The 16912-nt window shown below is 59.9% G+C and carries 13 protein-coding genes and 1 pseudogene; 3 read left to right on the top strand and 11 right to left on the bottom strand.

The features are described 5' to 3' along the window. Window position 1: 1 nt before the first annotated feature. Window positions 2-1213: a saccharopine dehydrogenase family protein gene (locus KYK83_RS03315; protein WP_196846460.1), complete on the bottom strand. Its 1212-nt coding sequence runs from the start codon at window positions 1211-1213 to the stop codon at window positions 2-4. Between the two features lie 233 nt (window positions 1214-1446). Between KYK83_RS03315 and KYK83_RS03310 the strand changes: the two are divergent. The 3 genes and pseudogenes from KYK83_RS03310 to KYK83_RS03300 all read left to right on the top strand — a co-directional run bounded on the left by KYK83_RS03310 (window position 1447) and on the right by KYK83_RS03300 (window position 3369). Next, window positions 1447-2400 (top strand): annotated as a pseudogene (locus KYK83_RS03310) (threonine ammonia-lyase). Between the two features lie 67 nt (window positions 2401-2467). After that, window positions 2468-2920, top strand: coding sequence for an MAPEG family protein (locus KYK83_RS03305; protein WP_196846462.1), 453 nt, complete (start codon window positions 2468-2470; stop codon window positions 2918-2920). Between the two features lie 14 nt (window positions 2921-2934). Continuing rightward, window positions 2935-3369, top strand: coding sequence for an MAPEG family protein (locus KYK83_RS03300; protein WP_103023438.1), 435 nt, complete (start codon window positions 2935-2937; stop codon window positions 3367-3369). Between the two features lie 15 nt (window positions 3370-3384). Here KYK83_RS03300 and trxB read toward each other — a convergent pair whose 3' ends face one another. The 10 genes from trxB to KYK83_RS03250 form a co-directional block, all read right to left on the bottom strand. Further along, on the bottom strand, window positions 3385-4371 hold the full coding sequence (gene trxB, locus KYK83_RS03295) for a thioredoxin-disulfide reductase (RefSeq protein ID WP_222827189.1): 987 nt from the start codon (window positions 4369-4371) through the stop codon (window positions 3385-3387). 61 nt (window positions 4372-4432) lie between these two features. Next, the gene (locus tag KYK83_RS03290) at window positions 4433-5212 is read right to left on the bottom strand and encodes a tyrosine-protein phosphatase (RefSeq protein WP_222827188.1); all 780 of its coding nucleotides are present in this window, start codon (window positions 5210-5212) and stop codon (window positions 4433-4435) included. A 51-nt stretch (window positions 5213-5263) separates the two neighbouring features. Then, window positions 5264-6655, bottom strand: coding sequence for an alpha,alpha-trehalose-phosphate synthase (UDP-forming) (locus tag KYK83_RS03285; protein WP_222827428.1), 1392 nt, complete (start codon window positions 6653-6655; stop codon window positions 5264-5266). Next, window positions 6652-8439: a glycoside hydrolase family 15 protein gene (locus KYK83_RS03280; RefSeq protein WP_222827187.1), complete on the bottom strand. Its 1788-nt coding sequence runs from the start codon at window positions 8437-8439 to the stop codon at window positions 6652-6654. The genes KYK83_RS03285 and KYK83_RS03280 overlap by 4 nt, the downstream gene beginning before the upstream one ends. After that, the gene (gene otsB, locus KYK83_RS03275) at window positions 8436-9179 is read right to left on the bottom strand and encodes a trehalose-phosphatase (RefSeq protein ID WP_222827186.1); all 744 of its coding nucleotides are present in this window, start codon (window positions 9177-9179) and stop codon (window positions 8436-8438) included. The genes KYK83_RS03280 and otsB overlap by 4 nt, the downstream gene beginning before the upstream one ends. Before the next feature lie 46 nt (window positions 9180-9225). Continuing rightward, complete coding sequence (locus tag KYK83_RS03270) at window positions 9226-9885, bottom strand: retropepsin-like aspartic protease family protein (protein WP_222827185.1); 660 nt, start codon at window positions 9883-9885, stop codon at window positions 9226-9228. Window positions 9886-9937: 52 nt separating this feature from the next. After that, window positions 9938-10936: an L-histidine N(alpha)-methyltransferase gene (gene egtD, locus KYK83_RS03265; protein ID WP_222827184.1), complete on the bottom strand. Its 999-nt coding sequence runs from the start codon at window positions 10934-10936 to the stop codon at window positions 9938-9940. Continuing rightward, a complete protein-coding gene (egtB, locus tag KYK83_RS03260) occupies window positions 10936-12189 on the bottom strand; it encodes an ergothioneine biosynthesis protein EgtB (RefSeq protein ID WP_222827183.1) in 1254 nt (417 codons plus the stop codon). Before egtB ends, egtD begins: the two co-directional genes overlap by 1 nt. Before the next feature lie 197 nt (window positions 12190-12386). Beyond that, the gene (locus tag KYK83_RS03255; RefSeq protein ID WP_222827182.1) at window positions 12387-13760 is read right to left on the bottom strand and encodes a class II 3-deoxy-7-phosphoheptulonate synthase; all 1374 of its coding nucleotides are present in this window, start codon (window positions 13758-13760) and stop codon (window positions 12387-12389) included. A 123-nt stretch (window positions 13761-13883) separates the two neighbouring features. Next, window positions 13884-16823, bottom strand: a complete 2940-nt coding sequence (locus KYK83_RS03250; RefSeq protein ID WP_222827181.1) for a M16 family metallopeptidase — start codon at window positions 16821-16823, stop codon at window positions 13884-13886. Window positions 16824-16912: the final 89 nt, after the last annotated feature.

The following is a 16912-nucleotide window of genomic DNA, read 5'->3' as shown; positions in this document are numbered from 1 at the left end:
GTCAGAAATCCACCGGTCCGTCCAGTTCCTTCACCTGCCACGGCAGGCCATGTTCGTTGAGCATGTCCATGAAGGGATCGGGATCCATTTCTTCCATGTTGAACACGCCGTCGCCGGTCCACTTGCCGGTGACCATCATGGCCGAACCGATCATCGCCGGCACACCGGTGGTATAGGAAACCGCCTGGTTGCCGGTTTCCTCATACGCCGCTTCGTGGCTGCAGATATTGTTGATGTAAAACGTCTTCTCGCCGCTGCCATCCAGCGCTTCACCCGTCGCTATCACGCCGATATTGGTGTTGCCCTTGGTCGTTTCGCCCAGCGTTTCCGGCTTGGGCAGGACCGCAGCGAGGAATTGGAGCGGAATGATGTCCTTGCCCTGATACCGGACGGGATCGATCCGGGTCATGCCCACGTTCTGCAGGACGGTCAGGTGCTTGATGTATTCATCGCCGAACGTCATCCAGAAGCGCGCCCGTTCCATCTCCGGATTGAACTTGGCGAGGCTTTCCAGCTCTTCGTGGTACATCATGTACATGTTCTTCGGGCCGACCGCCTCGAAGTCGAATTCGACCTTCTTGCCCATGGCCGGGGTTTCGACGAATTCACCGTTTTCCCAGTGGCGCGCAGGTGCGGTCACTTCGCGAATGTTAATTTCGGGATTGAAATTGGTGGCGAAGGCCTGGCCATGGTCGCCGCCGTTGCAGTCGAGAATATCGAGCTGGCGAATGGTCTTCAGCTTGTGCTTCTTGAGCCACATGGTGAAGACGCTGGTCACACCGGGATCGAAACCCGATCCCAGCAGCGCCATCAGTCCTGCGCTCTTGAAGCGGTCCTGATAGGCCCACTGCCAGTGATATTCGAACTTGGCTTCGTCCTTCGGTTCGTAATTGGCCGTGTCCAGATAATCGACGCCCGCTTCCAGGCAGGCGTCCATGATCGGCAGATCCTGATACGGCAGGGCCAGATTGACGACGAGTTCGGGACCGATCTTCTTGATCAGATTGACCATTGCCGGAACTTCCTCGGCGTCGATCTCATAGGTGCTCACATCCACCCCCGTACGCTCCTTCACGGAAGCGGCGATCGTATCGCACTTGCTCTTGGTGCGGCTGGCCAGGTGGATATTGGTGAAGATATCGGGGTTCATCGCCATCTTGTGGACGCAGACCGAGCTGACGCCGCCGGCACCGATCACGAGGACTGTCGACATGAAAATATTCTCCGGGTTCGAATCTTGGGCGCTCCCTAGCGAAATGCACCGGCAGCGCCAAACGATCCGCCATCCCCGTTTCCTACTTTGCGTAATTTCGGCATAGCCGGGTACATGACCAAATATATCCCCTGCCCCCTCTCCGCCCGTTTGCAGCGCCAAACCGGGCCGGATTTTTTTGCCCTTGGACGGTGTAACATGCGGTCCATGTGTTCTGCCGGAGCGACGAACTGATGAGCGATATCCGCGCACCGAATCGCGACGGCGTGCTTGCCGCAGCGCGCTCTGTCGCCGCTATCTTGCCCCCCACCCCGCTTTTGCCGGTCGAGATCGGCGGGGTTCGCTGCCATGTGAAAGCGGAAAGCCTGCAGCCCGTCGGCGCGTTCAAAATCCGCGGGGGCTGGTGGCGGCTTTCGAACCTTGATGACACGGAACGGGCGCGCGGCGTGATCGCCGTTTCCTCGGGCAACCACGCGCAGGGCGTCGCCTGGGCGGCTCGTCGTCTCGGGATTGCCGCCGCGATTGTGATGCCGCGCAACGCTCCACAGGTGAAGCTGGAAGCAACCCGTGCTCTGGGCGCGGAAATCGTTCTGTATGACCGCCCTGGGCAAAACCGGGACGACGTGGCGGCAAAGCTGGTGGAAGAACGCCGCGCAGTCCTCGTTCACGCCTTCGGCGATCCCTGGGTCATCGAAGGACAGGGAGGCGCCGGCATAGAGATCGAGGCGCAGCTTGGCCGTGCACCGTCGCGCCTGCTGGTCTGCTGCGGCGGCGGCGGCCTGGCGGCCGGTCTCGCTCTCGCCTGTCCTGAAAGTACTATCCATATCGTCGAGCCGCACGGGTGATACATGGTCGGTCGGGCGATTGCGGCTGGCGAGGTGGTCCATGTCGGCGAGAACCCGCCTTCAACCATCTGCGACGCCCTGCAGCCCGATGCGACCAAGCCGATCAACCTGTCGGTCCTTCAGGGACGCGCCGAACCCGGTAGCACTGTAACCGACGAGGAAGTCCGGGCAGCCCAGCGCTTCGCCTTCGGCCATCTCAACCTCGTGGTCGAACCCGGCGGCGCTGCCGCCCTTGCCGCAGCGCTGGCGGGCAAGGTCGCGGTGGACGAGGACACGGTGATCATGGTCACCGGAGGCAACACCGACGCAGCAAGCTTCGCTGCGACCATCACCGATCGATAGTTGCGTTTGACAATCGATCCGCGCCGCCGCACGTTCGGCGGCAAGGGTCAAAGGGGAGAAATCGACAATGCTAGCCCAGATGCTCGCACCCGCGGCGGTACTGATCGCGTGGTCGCTGATAATGCTTGTCTGGATGGCTGCAACGCGCCTGCCAGCGATGGGCAAGGCCGGTGGCGGCCTGGGAAATGCCCGTCCGGGCGGTCGCGGCCAGGATCTCGAAGGGGTCCTGCCGGACAAGATCAACTGGAAAGCGCATAATTACGCTCACCTCATGGAACAGCCGACGCTGTTCTACGCCGTCACGATCATCATCGCGCTGCTCGGCGCCAGTGCTTTCGACGTCGTTGCTGCATGGATCTATGTCGCTCTGCGTATCGTGCATTCGGTCTGGCAGGCCACGGTAAACGTCGTAAAGATCCGGTTCCTGCTCTTCTTCCTGTCGAGCGCGGCGCTGATGTATCTCGCCTATCGTGCCATTGCCCTCACCATGTTCCATGACCCGAGCCTGGCGCCGGCATGACAGGGACCGCTTCGATGATTGATTCGCAAATTCTCCAGCCTGTCGTCGTGCTGATGGCGTGGACCATGATCATGTGGCTCTGGATGTACGCCACCCGCATTCCGGCCATGTCGAAGGCGAAGATCCAGCCCGACGACGCGCGCAAGACTGGGACGCTCGACGAACGTCTTCCCGAGCAGGTGCAATGGAAGGCACATAACTACAACCACCTGCACGAACAGCCGACGGTGTTCTACGCGGTCGCGCTTCTGCTCGCCCTGATTGGCTGGGGTGACGGCATGAACGCGCTGATCGCCTGGATTTATGTAGGTCTCAGGATCACCCACTCGCTGGTACAGGCGACCGCCAATGTGGTGATGGTCCGCTTCGTTCTATTTGCGCTGTCCAGCATCGCTTTGATTGCGTTGATCTTCCACGCCGCCATCGCCGTGTTCGATCTTCACATCTGACGGGGACCGGGCCGCTTACTCTGCAGCCTCCTTGGCTGCATGCGCGTGGCCGTCGATGTCGATCTCGAGGTTGGCAAGGAAGCGTTCTGCATCGAGCGCGGCCATGCAGCCCATCCCGGCGGCCGTAACCGCCTGGCGATAAACGTGGTCGGTGACGTCGCCCGCTGCGAATACGCCCGGAACTTCCGTCTTGGGTGAACCCGGCTCGGTCAGCAGGTAACCACCGTCGTCCATCGGCAGCTTGCTTTTGAACAGTTCGGTGGCGGGGGCGTGGCCAATGGCGACGAAGCCGCCGTCAACGTCGAAGGTGCTCGCATCACCCGTCACCGTGTCGCGCAAGTTGAGATGGGCCAGTGCTCCCGACGGACCTGCCTCGAAACTCTCGACCGTCTTGTTCCACAGCACGCTGATCTTGGGATGATTGAGCAGGCGTTCCTGCAGGATCTTCTCCGCGCGCAATTCGTCGCGGCGATGGATCAGCGTCACATCGTCAGAATGGTTGGTCAGGTACAGGGCTTCTTCGACTGCGGTATTGCCGCCGCCGATCACTGCTACCTTCTTGCCGCGATAGAAGAAGCCATCGCACGTGGCACAGGCTGAAACGCCCTTGCCGCCCAGCTCATGCTCGCCCGGAACGCCGAGCCACTTGGCCTGGGCCCCTGTGGCGATCACCAGAACGTCTGCGATGTATTCGTCGCCGCTGTCTCCGATCGCCTTGAAAGGCGATCCGCCAGCGATGTCCACATCGACAATCGTGTCCCACATCATGCGCGTACCGACATGCTCGGCCTGCTTCTGCATCTGCTCCATCAGCCAAGGGCCCTGGATAACGTCTGCGAAGCCGGGATAGTTTTCGACATCGGTCGTGATGGTCAACTGGCCGCCGGGCTGCAGCCCCTGCACCACGATGGGCTCCATCATTGCTCGCGCTGCGTAAATGGCGGCAGAATAGCCTGCCGGGCCCGAGCCGATGATAAGCATCTTGGTGCGATGGGTAGCCATATCGTCAATTCCGTAAGTCTGAATGGGTTTTGCGGCTATATGGGAACCGCAGGACCGAGAGTCACGCCACGAAGCGTGTGATCAGGGCTTCACGAAGCGCTTCATCCACACCTATCGCCTGTTCCAGATAGCCATCGAAGCTCCCGTGGCGATCGCTCGCGATTTCGAGAAAGCGTTCGAGATACTCTTCACGCACACCGAGCAGGTCCTTTGCCGCACTCTCATCCAGCTTTCGCCCGAGCCGCGCTTCGATGCCGGGGAGTGACTGGCGCGCGAGAACTTCGAACGTAGGGCTGTCATTGGTTCGCAAAAATTCACGTCGCTGGTTCTCTTCGGATACCCCGAGAATATGCAGCAGCATGGTCGCCGCAACGCCCGTCCGGTCCTTCCCGGCATAACAATGGACCAGGCTAGCTCCATCGCTGTTAGCAAGAATGTTGAGATAGCGGCCGAACATGTCGATCATCGCCGGATTGTCGGGCATACGAGTATAGACTGCCAACATGCGCTGACGCGCGAAATCGCCCGCACTCATCTCGGGATCGATATCCATATGAGGGGGACTGCTTGTCGTTTCCCCTTCGTAGAACAGAACTTCGCCATCAAAACCCTCGACCCGCCGGCAGGGGTTGGCGCTGCGCTCGCTCTCACCGCGCAGATCGATGACGGTATGGATGTCCAGCGGAGCGATAGCTGCAAGGTCTGCGTCAGTCGCGCCGACGTGATGGCCGGAGCGAAAGAGCAGCCCCGTACGAACGGCGCCCCCGTCTTTCGTGGCCCATCCGCCATAGTCGCGAAAGTTGTGGATGCCCTGCGTTTGAAGAAAAGGATCTCGAATCATGGCGGCGACGGTGGCAGTCGCGCATCGCATACGCAATCGCGCAGGTCCTGATCAGGCCTCGGAAAGATCGCGAAGGAAGTCCCTGGTCCAGTTCTGGACATTGTCATCGCGCACCGTTGCAATCATCTTCTCGTACCGCCGCTTCCGCTCATCCAGCGGCATATCGAGCGCAATGCGAATAGCGTGGGCGATGTCGTCGGGGCTGTGCGGATTGACCAGAACTGCATCTTTTAGTTGAGCGGCAGCGCCGGCAAAGCGTGAAAGGATGAGAACCCCGGGATCTTCCGGATCCTGCGCAGCAACATATTCTTTCGCCACAAGGTTCATGCCATCGCGGAGTGGCGTAACCAATCCGATCTTGGCCCCGCGAAAGAACCCGAAAAGTTCAGCGTGGCTATATCCCCGGTTCACATACCGGATGGGCACCATGTCGACTTCGCTTCGCGCACCATTGATCTGGCCACATTTCTGTTCAAGGGCAGCACGGATTTCCTGATAACTGCCAACGTCTTCCCGGCTCGGCGGAGCGATCTGAATGAAGACGAGATCGCGAATGCTCTCCGGGTTTTTATCGAAGAACCGTCCGATGCCGTCTATGCGCTCGGGAATTCCCTTCGAATAGTCGAGCCTATCCACACCGATCATCGCGATGCGTCGACGCGTCGAACTGATCAGCCGCTGTTGCGCCTGCCGCGCCTCACCATTCTCACCAAGCTTCGAGAAATGTTCCCAGTCGATGCCGATAGGATAAGCTCTTGCGATGGTGGTGCGGCCTTCAAAGGTGACCGTGCCACTGGCCTTGTCAACTTCCGCGCGCAGTTCGTTTTCGCAATAATGCAGAAAGCTTTCGAGCCATTCCTGCGTTTGAAAACCAACGACGTCGTAGAATAGCAGAGTTCGGACCAGCCGTTCGTGATACGGCAGAGAGACGAACATCCTGGTGGCCGGCCAGGGAATGTGGAGAAAAAACCCCATGCGGTTCTTGAGCCCGCGTGAACGCAGCCGTTCGCCGAGCGGGATCAAGTGGTAATCGTGAACCCAAACAATATCTTCTGCGTCAATCAGAGGAGCGCCGAGTTCGGCAAAGCGCTCGTTTACACGCTCGTATCCCTTGGCCGTTTCACGCTCGTATTCTGCCAGATCAAGTCGATCGTGAAATAGCGGCCATAAGGTCGAATTGGCATAGCCATTATAATATTCATCGATATCGCGCTGCGAGAGATCGAGCGTGGCTGTTGTTACCCCGTCGGACGTTTGCGTATCGATGTGACCCGTCCGGCCGCTTTCGCTTTCCTCGCCGGACCACCCGAACCACAAGCCTTTGCGATCTTTCAACGCTGCATGCAGCGCGCCTGCTAGGCCACCTTGGGCACCGGCCGCTCCACGGGCTTTGGGTACCGCAACGCGGTTGGAAATGACGACGAGGCGTGGATCTCCGGTCAGCGGACTTCGCTCCAGGGTTTGCTCAAAAGGCCAGCGCAGTTGATTATACCAACTAGCGAGTAGGTCTGCGGGAAGTTCCCCCAAAGCTCGCCCGTTTCATAATCGAGGTCTTCGCTAAGCAGGCCGGAATGGGTCGTATGACTGAGCATATCGCCAAAGATACCGCGAGCCTCATCGCGGCGCCCAACAAGCGCCAACGCTTCGATCAGCCAGAAGGTGCAGACGTTGAACGCAGTCTCGGGCGCACCGAAATCGTCTTCCGCTGCATATCGAAGCATATGGTTGCCGCGGCGCAGGTCGCGCTCGATAGCGGCGAAGGTCTTCAGGAAGCGCTCGTCGTCGGGCTTCAGATAACGCAGTTCAACCATCTGCAGCAGACTGGCGTCGAGATAGTCGCTCTGGAAGCTGGCGCGGTAATGGTCGCCTTCGTCCGCCCACGCCATCTCTTCTATCTTTGCGCGTATGGCAGATGCCCTTTCCTGCCAATAAATTACGCGGTCGCCTTTGCCCAGACGAGCAGCGACGTTCGCGAGACGGTCGCAGGCGGCCCAGCACATGACGGCGGAATAGGTATGCACTTCCTGCCGGGTACGAAACTCCCATAACCCTGCGTCGGGTTTGTCATGCTTGGCCCACGCGGCTTCGCCAACTTCTTCTAGATGCTCGAAATCGCGGTCGTCGGCCATGCGCAGCAGGCGGGTGTCGAAGAAGGCCTGCGCGGTCGGCATGACGATCTGGCCGTAGCAATCATACTGAACCTGTTTGTAGGCGGCATTACCCACACGCACCGGCCCCATGCCGCGATAACCCGCGAGCTTTTCGGCTTCGAATTCGTGGAGTTCGGTTTCCCCCATTACCGAATACAGCGGCTGGATTTGCCCGCCGCGGGCCAGGTCCACGATGTTGCGCAGATAGGCGAGATATTTCTCCAGCACATCGAGCGCGCCGAGGCGATTAAGCGCCTGCACGGTGTAATAGCTGTCGCGGATCCAACAGTAACGGTAGTCCCAGTTGCGCTGGCTGTTCGCTGCTTCCGGAATAGACGTAGTAAGTGCAGCGACGATCGCGCCGGTTTCTTCATGCTGACACAACTTGAGCGCGATTGCCGCCCGGATGACTTCTTCCTGCCATTCGAGGGGTATATGCAGACCGCGCACCCAATGCTGCCAGTAGCGGGCTGTTGCCGCTTCCGAACGACGGACTTCGCTGCGGATGTTGCCGACGAAGGGTTCATCGGGGCCGAGAAAGAAGTGCTGATCACTCTCAACCCGGTAACTGCGGCCTTCGAGCACATACCCTACTGGCGCATCAGTCGTCAGGCGCAATGCCTGCGGACCGATTAGATAGCGAACATGGTTGGTGCCGTTGGTGGTTTCGGCAAGCTTGGCCCCATATTCCATCATCGGTGCCAGCACCACACGCATGCGCGGCGCACCAGCCACCGGCCTGACGATGCGGGCATAGGCTACGGGACGATACATCCGACCCGAACGTTCGAAGCGCGGCGCGAAATCGTGGATCTCCACTGCGCTTCCGTCTTCGCTTTCCAAGCGCGTGACGAGAATGGCGGTATTGCGTTCATAACGCTGCGTAGCGCTGGTCTGGCCTTCCAATTCGAAGCGCCAGATACCACGATCCCGCGCATCACCGTTCAACAGAGAACAGAAGACCGGGTCGCCATCCACGCGGGGAACACAGCCCCAGACGATGGCTCCCTCACGATCGATCAAGGCGCTGACCTGACAATTACCGATAGGGGAAAGCTCGAGATCGGGCTTCATCATATCTCCAACCAATGGTGCACTGCAGCAACGCTGCCGAGAGCGTATCGTGCCCGCTCACTCGGACGTTCTCCGACGGCGATGCCGAATCCGCCGAATTTTATCGCGCCAGCGAACCCGTCCTCGTCGGTCACATCATCGCCAATGAACACGGGAGTGGCGCCCGCAAAGGGAGCTATTTCCATGAAAGCTTCGACTGCTGCGGCTTTGGTAGCGCCCGGCCGGACGAGTTCGACCACGCCTTTCCCACTGGTAACACAGAGATCGCGCGATCCGGCGAAATCTGCTGCAAAAGCAAGCGTCGCGTCCTTTTTGGCTGGTTGATCACGAAAATGCAGGGCACCGCCGTGCGCTTTCTCTTCGTAGAACAACCCATTGTCTTCGGCATAGGATTTGAGTTCGGCAATCGAGCTATCTGCCAGTCCGCGCGGCTCTTCGCCCAAGCGGGTGCCATCGGCGAGATAGCGCGATGCACCATGCGAACCCGCGCGGCATACGGCCAGTTCACCCAGGTGGCCTGCCAGATCATCCAGTGCGCGGCCGCTGACCAAGGCCAATCTGCCGTCCAGCCGACTGCTCAAGGTCTGAAGGGCGCCTGCCAGCGCATCCGGCACGTAAATTTCACCGGGCCGAGCAGCAATTTCCACCAGTGTGCCATCAAAATCGAGGAAAAGCGCGACCGGTCCCTGCACGAGGAGTTCACCGAGCAGCGGCGGGGCGGGGAGCGTGGTCGAACCGTCCATACTGCAAGCCACTAGCGGCTCCGGCAGCGCGGTCAAACGCCAGAGTTCATGAAATCGTATCTTCTGCTCGAGGAACAAGGATCAGGGTGTTGTCTTCCACCCGCCAGGAGCCGAGGCGCGCAAGCACATTCATCCCGATGACATTGAAGTCGCCGAAGTTCTCCGCAATCGCAGCATCGGTGCCGCTGGCGCTGACATTGCCGAAGGTAAGGCTATCGACCGTTGCCACATGCGCCTGTACCGTCCCATTCGCCGTGCCGAGCATGATGGGGATGCCGCCGCGCCTTGGTTCGAGCCCCGCCCGTTCTGCCAGCCCAGCTGAAATCGCCGTCAGCGTCGCGCCGGTATCGATCATGAAATTTCCCGGCACGCCGTTTACATCGGCACGGACCCAGAAATGCCCGTCGGCGGATAGGGGAATGCGCGTCTCGCCGCCTTCGACGACCTGTTCGGGCAGGCCGATCTGCGGGACGGCCATGTCGAAGCGGGGATCGAAACGCGAGAGCTGCAGGACGACAGTAAGGAGGATGAGACCAAGCGCAAGTGAACTAGCCATGCGCAGGACCCCGCCGAGCATCGAGCGTTTGGCGATCACTGCGCCGAACCACCCCACAAGCATGGCGACGACCGCCGCCATCAGCAGCTCCGACCGGGGAATGGCACGCAGTGTATCCGCAGCGGCGCTGAAAACGGGCTCGAGTTCCATTATTTACATATAGGAACGTGCCGGTGACACGTCCATGAATAGCCGCAGTGGCTCAGGGCGCTTCGCGTTGCTCGGTTGCGCGAGCTAGTACCACCGAAAACCTTTCATCTTCGTCGACCCATCGCTTGATCGGCGTCCAACCGCCGGCAAGAAGCAGCAGGTTCGCACTACGAGGCGTGAATTTGTGGCTATTTTCGGTATGTATCGTTTCACCGGAACGCATCGAAAAGCTTTCACCCGATACGGTGAAGTCGATGTCCCGATTGGCGACCAGGTGCATTTCGACCCGTGCGAGATCGTCGTTCCATACAGCGCGGTGGTCGAGAGCATCCGCGGGAATGGTCCCTGAAAGTTCACGGTTGATGCGCGTGACGAGATTCATGTTGAAGGCGGCCGTCACACCGTCGGAATCGTCATAGGCCGCTTCGAGTTTCTGCTGTTCCTTGACGAGATCCATCCCGATCAGGAGCAGCGGGCTTTCGCCTTCATCCGCTCCGAGCGTGGCTCGCATCGAGCGAAGCAGGTCGACCGCCGTGCGCGGAACCATGTTGCCGATGGTCGAGCCCGGGAAGAATCCGAGTTTCTTGAGTGGCCCGACGCCGTCGGGCAGGCTCACGCGGCGCATGAAGTCGGCCTCTACCGGGTGAACCGGGAGATCGGGAAATTTCTGCGACAAGGCAACAGCGCTTTCGCGCAGGAAATCGCCCGAGATATCGAGAGGGACATAGGCTGCCGGATCGATCGCCTCGAGCAGAAGCGGCGTCTTGACCGAACTGCCAGATCCAAATTCGACCACAGCCCTGCCCTGCCCAACGAGTTGGGCGAATTCATTGCTGCGCGTCTTGAGAATATCGGTTTCCGCGCGAGTGGGATAATATTCGTCCAGTTGCGTGATGCGTTCGAACAGCCGTGAGCCTTCCTGATCGTAAAACCAGCGCGCCGGTATGGCCTTCGGCAGCTGATTTAGTCCCTTGAGTACGTCGGCACGAAAAGCGCGATCGACCCCCTCCTCGTCCAAATCGACAAGTGCAATGCCAGTATCGGTTTTCATCAGATGTCCTTTGCCAGCCTGACGCCGGTGAATTGCCACCGTTGGTGTGGGTAGAAGAAGTTGCGATAGCTTGCTCGCGAATGACCGCGAGCGGTCGCGCAGCTCGCACCCTTCAAGACGAACTGCCCGCTCATGAACTTGCCGTTATATTCGCCCACGGCACCTTCGACAGGTCGAAAACGTGGGTAGGGTAGATATCCGGACCGGGTGAACTGCCAACAATCGCCGAACAGTTCGGCGCCGCCACGCGGCAGCGGGGGTGTCGCGTCGTCAAGCTGATTGCCGCCCTGAGGGTCATGCGCAGGCAATTCGCCTTCCTGCCCACGGGCGATGGCTTCCCATTCGAATTCGGTTGGCAGGCGGTGGCCAGCCCAACTGGCGAAAGCATCAGCCTCGAAGTAAGAGATGTGCGTTACCGGGGCATCGGGATCGCGCGTCTGCCAGCCGGCGTGAGTAAACTGTTCGTCATCGCGCCAATAAAGCGGGGCACGAATGGCGTTCTCCCGTACCCAGCCCCATCCGTCCGAAAGCCACAAGGTCGCCGTATCGTATCCGCCGTCGGCTATGAATTCATCCCATTCGCCATTGGTGACAAGTCGCGAGGACAGAGCGAAAGGTTCGAGGAGAACGCGGTGAGCAGGTCCCTCGTTGTCGAAGGCGAACCCGTCTGTTTGATGACCTATCCGCGCGATGCCGCCGGGGTGCGAATGCCAATCGTTCGGGCTGGAATGCGCTTTTGCTGCAGATACATCCCACATCTTCACGCCAAGAGGGTTCTGAAACAGGGCGTGTTTGATATCGGTTAGCAGCAATTCCTGATGCTGCTGTTCGTGGCTCAGACCCAGCTCGATCAGCGGCGCCAGTTCTTCGCGCCCTAACAGACCATCCATTGCTGCATCGACATGGCTGCGCCATTCCACGATATCGGACAGCGTCGGACGCGAAAGCATTCCACGCGAAAACCTGGCAATGCGCTCACCCTCTGTCTCGTAATAGGAATTGAAGACGAAGGGCCAATTCTCGTCGTAGAGCGCGTAGCCTTCGGCATGATCGCGCAGCAGAAAGGTTTCCCAGAACCATGTGGTATGGGCGAGATGCCATTTCGCAGGACTGGCATCTTCCATTGACTGAATGGTAGCGTCGGCATCGGACAGCGGCGCGGCCAGAGCCTGGCTCAACGCGCGGACAGCGGCGTAGCGTGCCGGAAGATCTTCCCCTAACGTCAGGACCGATCGCGGCTGGGCATGGGGCATCGTCTATCCCCCCCTTTATATTTCGGCAGCCGGGACATGGCTGGCCTGTCCCATTATGACGCGATTCACCCAGCGTTTAAAGGGTTGAGGTAAAAAAGCCCGCCCGAACAATGAAGTGAACTGCATTCTCCGAATAATGCAGCGGAGGTCGCCGGGTTCCGCACCCTCGTGGTGCAGACTCGCGCCGGAAAGAAGGATCAGGCTGCGTCAGCACGGCGAACGGCCTGTTCTTCGTTCAGCATCTCAGCGATCAGGAAGGCAAGCTCGAGAGACTGAGCAGCGTTGAGGCGGGGATCGCAATGCGTGTGATAGCGATCTTTCAACGCTTCATCGGTGATCGCCACCGCTCCGCCCACACATTCGGTCACGTCCTGCCCGGTCATTTCGACATGGATACCGCCCGGATGCGTCCCTTCGGCACGATGGACGGCGAAGAAGCCCTTCACCTCGGTCAGAATACGATCGAAGGGCCGCGTCTTGTAGCCGCTTTCCGATTTGACGACGTTGCCGTGCATCGGGTCGCAACTCCACACCACGGGGTGGCCTTCCGCCTTTACCGCCCGAACGAGGCGGGGCAGGCCTTCTTCCACCTTGTCGTGGCCGAAACGACTGATCAGCGTGATGCGGCCCGGTTCGCGCGCAGGGTTGAGCGTATCGAGCAGGCGCAGCATAGCATCCGTTTCGAGGCTGGGGCCGCATTTCATCCCCAACGGATTGCCGATCCCGCGGCAGAATTCGACATGCGCACTATCATCGAACCGAGTACGGTCGCCGATCCAGACCATGTGCGCGCTGGTATCGTACCAATCGCCCGTCAGGCTGTCCCGCCGGGTCATGGCCTGTTCGTACGGGAGCAGCAGCGCTTCGTGGCTCGTGTAAAAGCTGGTGCGCTGCAAATGTGGTAGCACCTGCGGATCGACCCCGCACGCTTCCATGAAATCGAGGGCTTCACCGATGCGATCGGCAATGTCCGAAAATTTGTCAGCCCACGGGCTGCGGCCCATGAAATCCAGCGTCCACTGATGAACCTGGCGGAGATTGGCATAGCCTCCGGTGGCGAAGGCACGCAGCAGGTTGAGCGTGGCCGCGGCCTGCGAATAGGCGCGCACCATGCGCTGCGGATCGGCTGCGCGGGTGGCTTCGTCGAATTCGATGCCATTGATGTTGTCGCCGAAATAGCTCGGTAGCGTGACCGATCCTTGCGTTTCGGTGTCGGAACTGCGCGGCTTGGCGAACTGGCCTGCCATGCGCCCGACCTTGACCACTGGTTTCTTGCTGGCGAAGGTCATGACAACGGCCATCTGCAACAGCACGCGAAATGTATCGCGGATATTGTTCGGATGGAATTCGGCGAAGCTTTCCGCGCAATCCCCACCCTGGAGCAGGAATGCGTGGCCTTGCGCGACCTCCGCCAGATCCGCCTTGAGCGCGCGCGCCTCGCCTGCGAAAACCAGCGGAGGATGCGTCTCGAGCGTCGTCGTTGCGGCATCGAGAGCAGCCGCGTCGGGATAAGTCGGCAAATGCTTCGCCGTGAATCCCTGCCAGCTGTCGGGTGCCCAATTCGTTGCCATTATATTTTCCATCTGCGGCGCTGAAAGTCGCGCCTGACTATCCGCCCCTTAGCAGACGAACAGGTGCCATGTCGCAAGCAGCATTTGCTTGGCCAGCTTAAAAAGCCGATTGCAGTGACCGGCTCAGCCGCTGGCCGCAGCGGCTCCGACGTTGGCCGCAGTTGCAAGTTCTTGCCCTTGGGGGATGATCGCCAGGTGCCAGCCTGCGCGGGACCCGAAATACTTCTGCGCCAACGCCTGCAATTGAGCAGGTGGAACTTCGGTGTAATCGGCTAGCAGATAGCGCAGCATGTCTACCCGGCGAGCATCGACGGTCGAGCCTTCGAGCTGGTAAAGCCAGAAGAGGTTACCGGTTGAGGCTCGGCTGACGTACTGGCGGAGCGGTTCGACGACGCGGTCGTATTCGTCCTGACTGACCGGTTCGCTCGCCAGTTCCTTCGCAATACGTTCGGCTTCGGCGAAGAAGACCGGCACGTCTTCGGGACGCAATTGGGCGAGTGCCGCGATCCGGCCGCCACTTTTAACGTCGCTCGGCCATTCAGACCGGACAACCGGCGAATAGCTCGCGCCGGCATGTTCACGCATGGCGTCCATCAGGCGGTTGTTGAAGACCGACGTGAGTACCTCGAGGTGACGCGATTCGCGCAGATTGTCGACGCCCGCCCCGCTCGGCCAGGCGACGACGGCGGCTGCCTGATTGGCATCGCCGCGGTGATGGCGAACAACCGTCTCGCCGGCTTCGGGAAAGTCGACCCCGCGGTTCAGGACAGCAGCGCTAGGCTCTTCGCGCGCAGGCAACGCCCCGAACGTCTTGCGCAGCGTTTCGATCGTAGCCGCTTTGTCGAATTCACCAAAGACGAGCACTTCGACCGGTCCCTGCTTGAGCAGCGGCTCCCATACTTCGCGGAACTTCTCCGGCGTTGCAGCATCGAACATTTCTGGCGTGGGCGTCTGGAAACGCGGATCGCTATCGCGCAGCAGATATTCCAGATCGCGCTGAAGGATACCGCCGGGGCTCGCAGCGTAACTTTCGTAAGCGAGTTTGCCCGCCGCCTTTGCACGAATTACCGGATTGGGATCCCAGCCCGGCATCGCCAGCTTGGCAGCGAACAGATAGAGCTGTTCATCGAGATCAGCTTCGCGCGTTTGCGCATAGAAGGTGAATGCGCCGTCACCGGTTTCAAAATCGAAGCCGAACTTGCGGCCTGTAGCAAGACGATCGAGTTCTTCCTGGCCTAGCTCGCCGATACCCGAACCGATCAGTGCAGAACTGCCGAGATTTGCATACACGGCATCGTCCGCGTCGAGTGCGCGATAGCCGGCGCCGAAACGAACCTTGACCGCTACCCGTCCAGGTTCGGCATCGTTAGACCACAGGATGGCCTTCACGCCATTGGCGAATTCAACCTTTTCAATGTCGAGAACGCCGATCGGTCCCTGAGCAGTTACCTGACCCGGCTCACCGACTGCGGGCAAATCTTCGAAAGACACGGCGCGACCCGTCAGGCGCGAACCCGTATCGGCTGCGACCGTTTCCTTGAGTGCAGATCGTATCGCCTCCTCATCCGCCTCACCCGTTGCCGGTGTGACATAGGCCGCACGGATAACATCGCCTGTAAACAACGCCCGCGTATGTTCGAGCACGAGTTCCGGCGTCAAAGTCTGCTTCATCGAATTGAAAACGGTAAGGACCGTTTCTGGAGCAGCGACCGCTTCGCGAATATCGACAGCGTTCACAATGTCGTCGGCCAGCTGCGGCCCAGGCAGGACGCGCCGCTGCTCGACCTGGCTTTTGAAAACAATTTCGAATTCGGCAAGTTCTCGATCGATTTCGTCCTGCGTCGGCGGAGTGGCCAGCGCATCGGCGATTACGCCGCGAATATCATCGAGCGCCGCTTTCCAGTCGCTGGTCAAAGGAGCGAAAGTGACGAAGGTCATGTCTGACGACCGGCTGACATCATCCTGCGATACCTGCGCATAGAGATAGCTGCCGCCCGAACGCGCGCGCGATTCAAGTCGCCTATTGATGAGAGCCTGAGCCAAGGCGTCGCGAAGCAAACCTTCGTTATAGGCTACTGTGTCCTGAACCGGTCGCCAGGGGCGCATGATCGTGTACGTGAACGAACGAGGCAGGTCGGGCTCGACGATGACGCCGATCTCGCCGACCGGGTTGGCCGGATCGGCTCCGGCGGGTGCCACCGGATCGCCGAAATCGGGCGCCGCGACTGCAGGCCCATCGCCCTGCCAGTCGCCGAACCACTTTTCGATTTCCGCAGCAAGCACCATCGGGTCGATATCGCCTGCAGCAACAACGACCACGTTTTCAGGGCGATACCAACGTTTGTAGAAGGCGCTGACGCTATCGCCGGTTGCAGCCCGCAGGGTTTCTTCGGTCCCGATCGGGATGCGGTTCGCCAGTCGCTGTCCGGCAAAAAGCACTTCTCGGCTGGCATTGCCGGCCCGCTCGGATGCTCCGCCACGTTCACGCTTTTCAGCAAGTACGATCGGTACCTCTGCCTTCACGTTCGTATCGGATAGAACTGGGCTGCGCACCATGCCGGAAAGAAGCTTCATGCTTTCTGCCAGCTTGGCCGCATTAGTATTGGGCAGATCCAGCTTGAAGACGGTTTCCGTCGGGCTGGTATGCGCATTGGTATCGCTGCCGAAGGTCGCACCGAGCCGCTGCCATGTCGGAATGGCCGCTCCGACCTTCAGATACTGGCTTTCGCGGAAAAGCAGATGCTCCAGAAGGTGGGCATAGCCGCGTTCTGAATCCTCTTCATGCAAGGACCCTGCATCGATACGAACGCGAACGGAAACCTGATCGGGCGGCACGCCGTTCTTGCGAACGGCATAGCGCAGACCATTGGGCAATTCACCGAAGGTCCATTCCTCGTCTCGCGGAACGTCGCTGCCTTCATAAATCCACGGCGTTTCACCGGCCGGAGTTATATATTGCGGAGCCGGAACGGCCGGTTCCTGCGCGAGGATGGGCTGCGGTACGAGCAGCGCAGCGGGAAGAAAAAGCGCGAGACGCCGGACGGCGCGCGAAAAATTGGTCATGGAAGGCATATAGGCGGGACAACCGTGAAGGCTAGGTGAATGTTCACGTGCCAAGCGTTCCGTCCTTGTCCCCGGTTCCCGAGCTTCCT

The sequence above is a fragment of the Qipengyuania pacifica genome, assembly GCF_019857205.1.
GTDB classification, from domain to species: Bacteria; Pseudomonadota; Alphaproteobacteria; order Sphingomonadales; family Sphingomonadaceae; genus Qipengyuania; species Qipengyuania pacifica.
The sequence above is the reverse complement of the archived record's forward strand: the minus strand, read 5'-3'. Positions and strand labels throughout refer to the sequence as shown.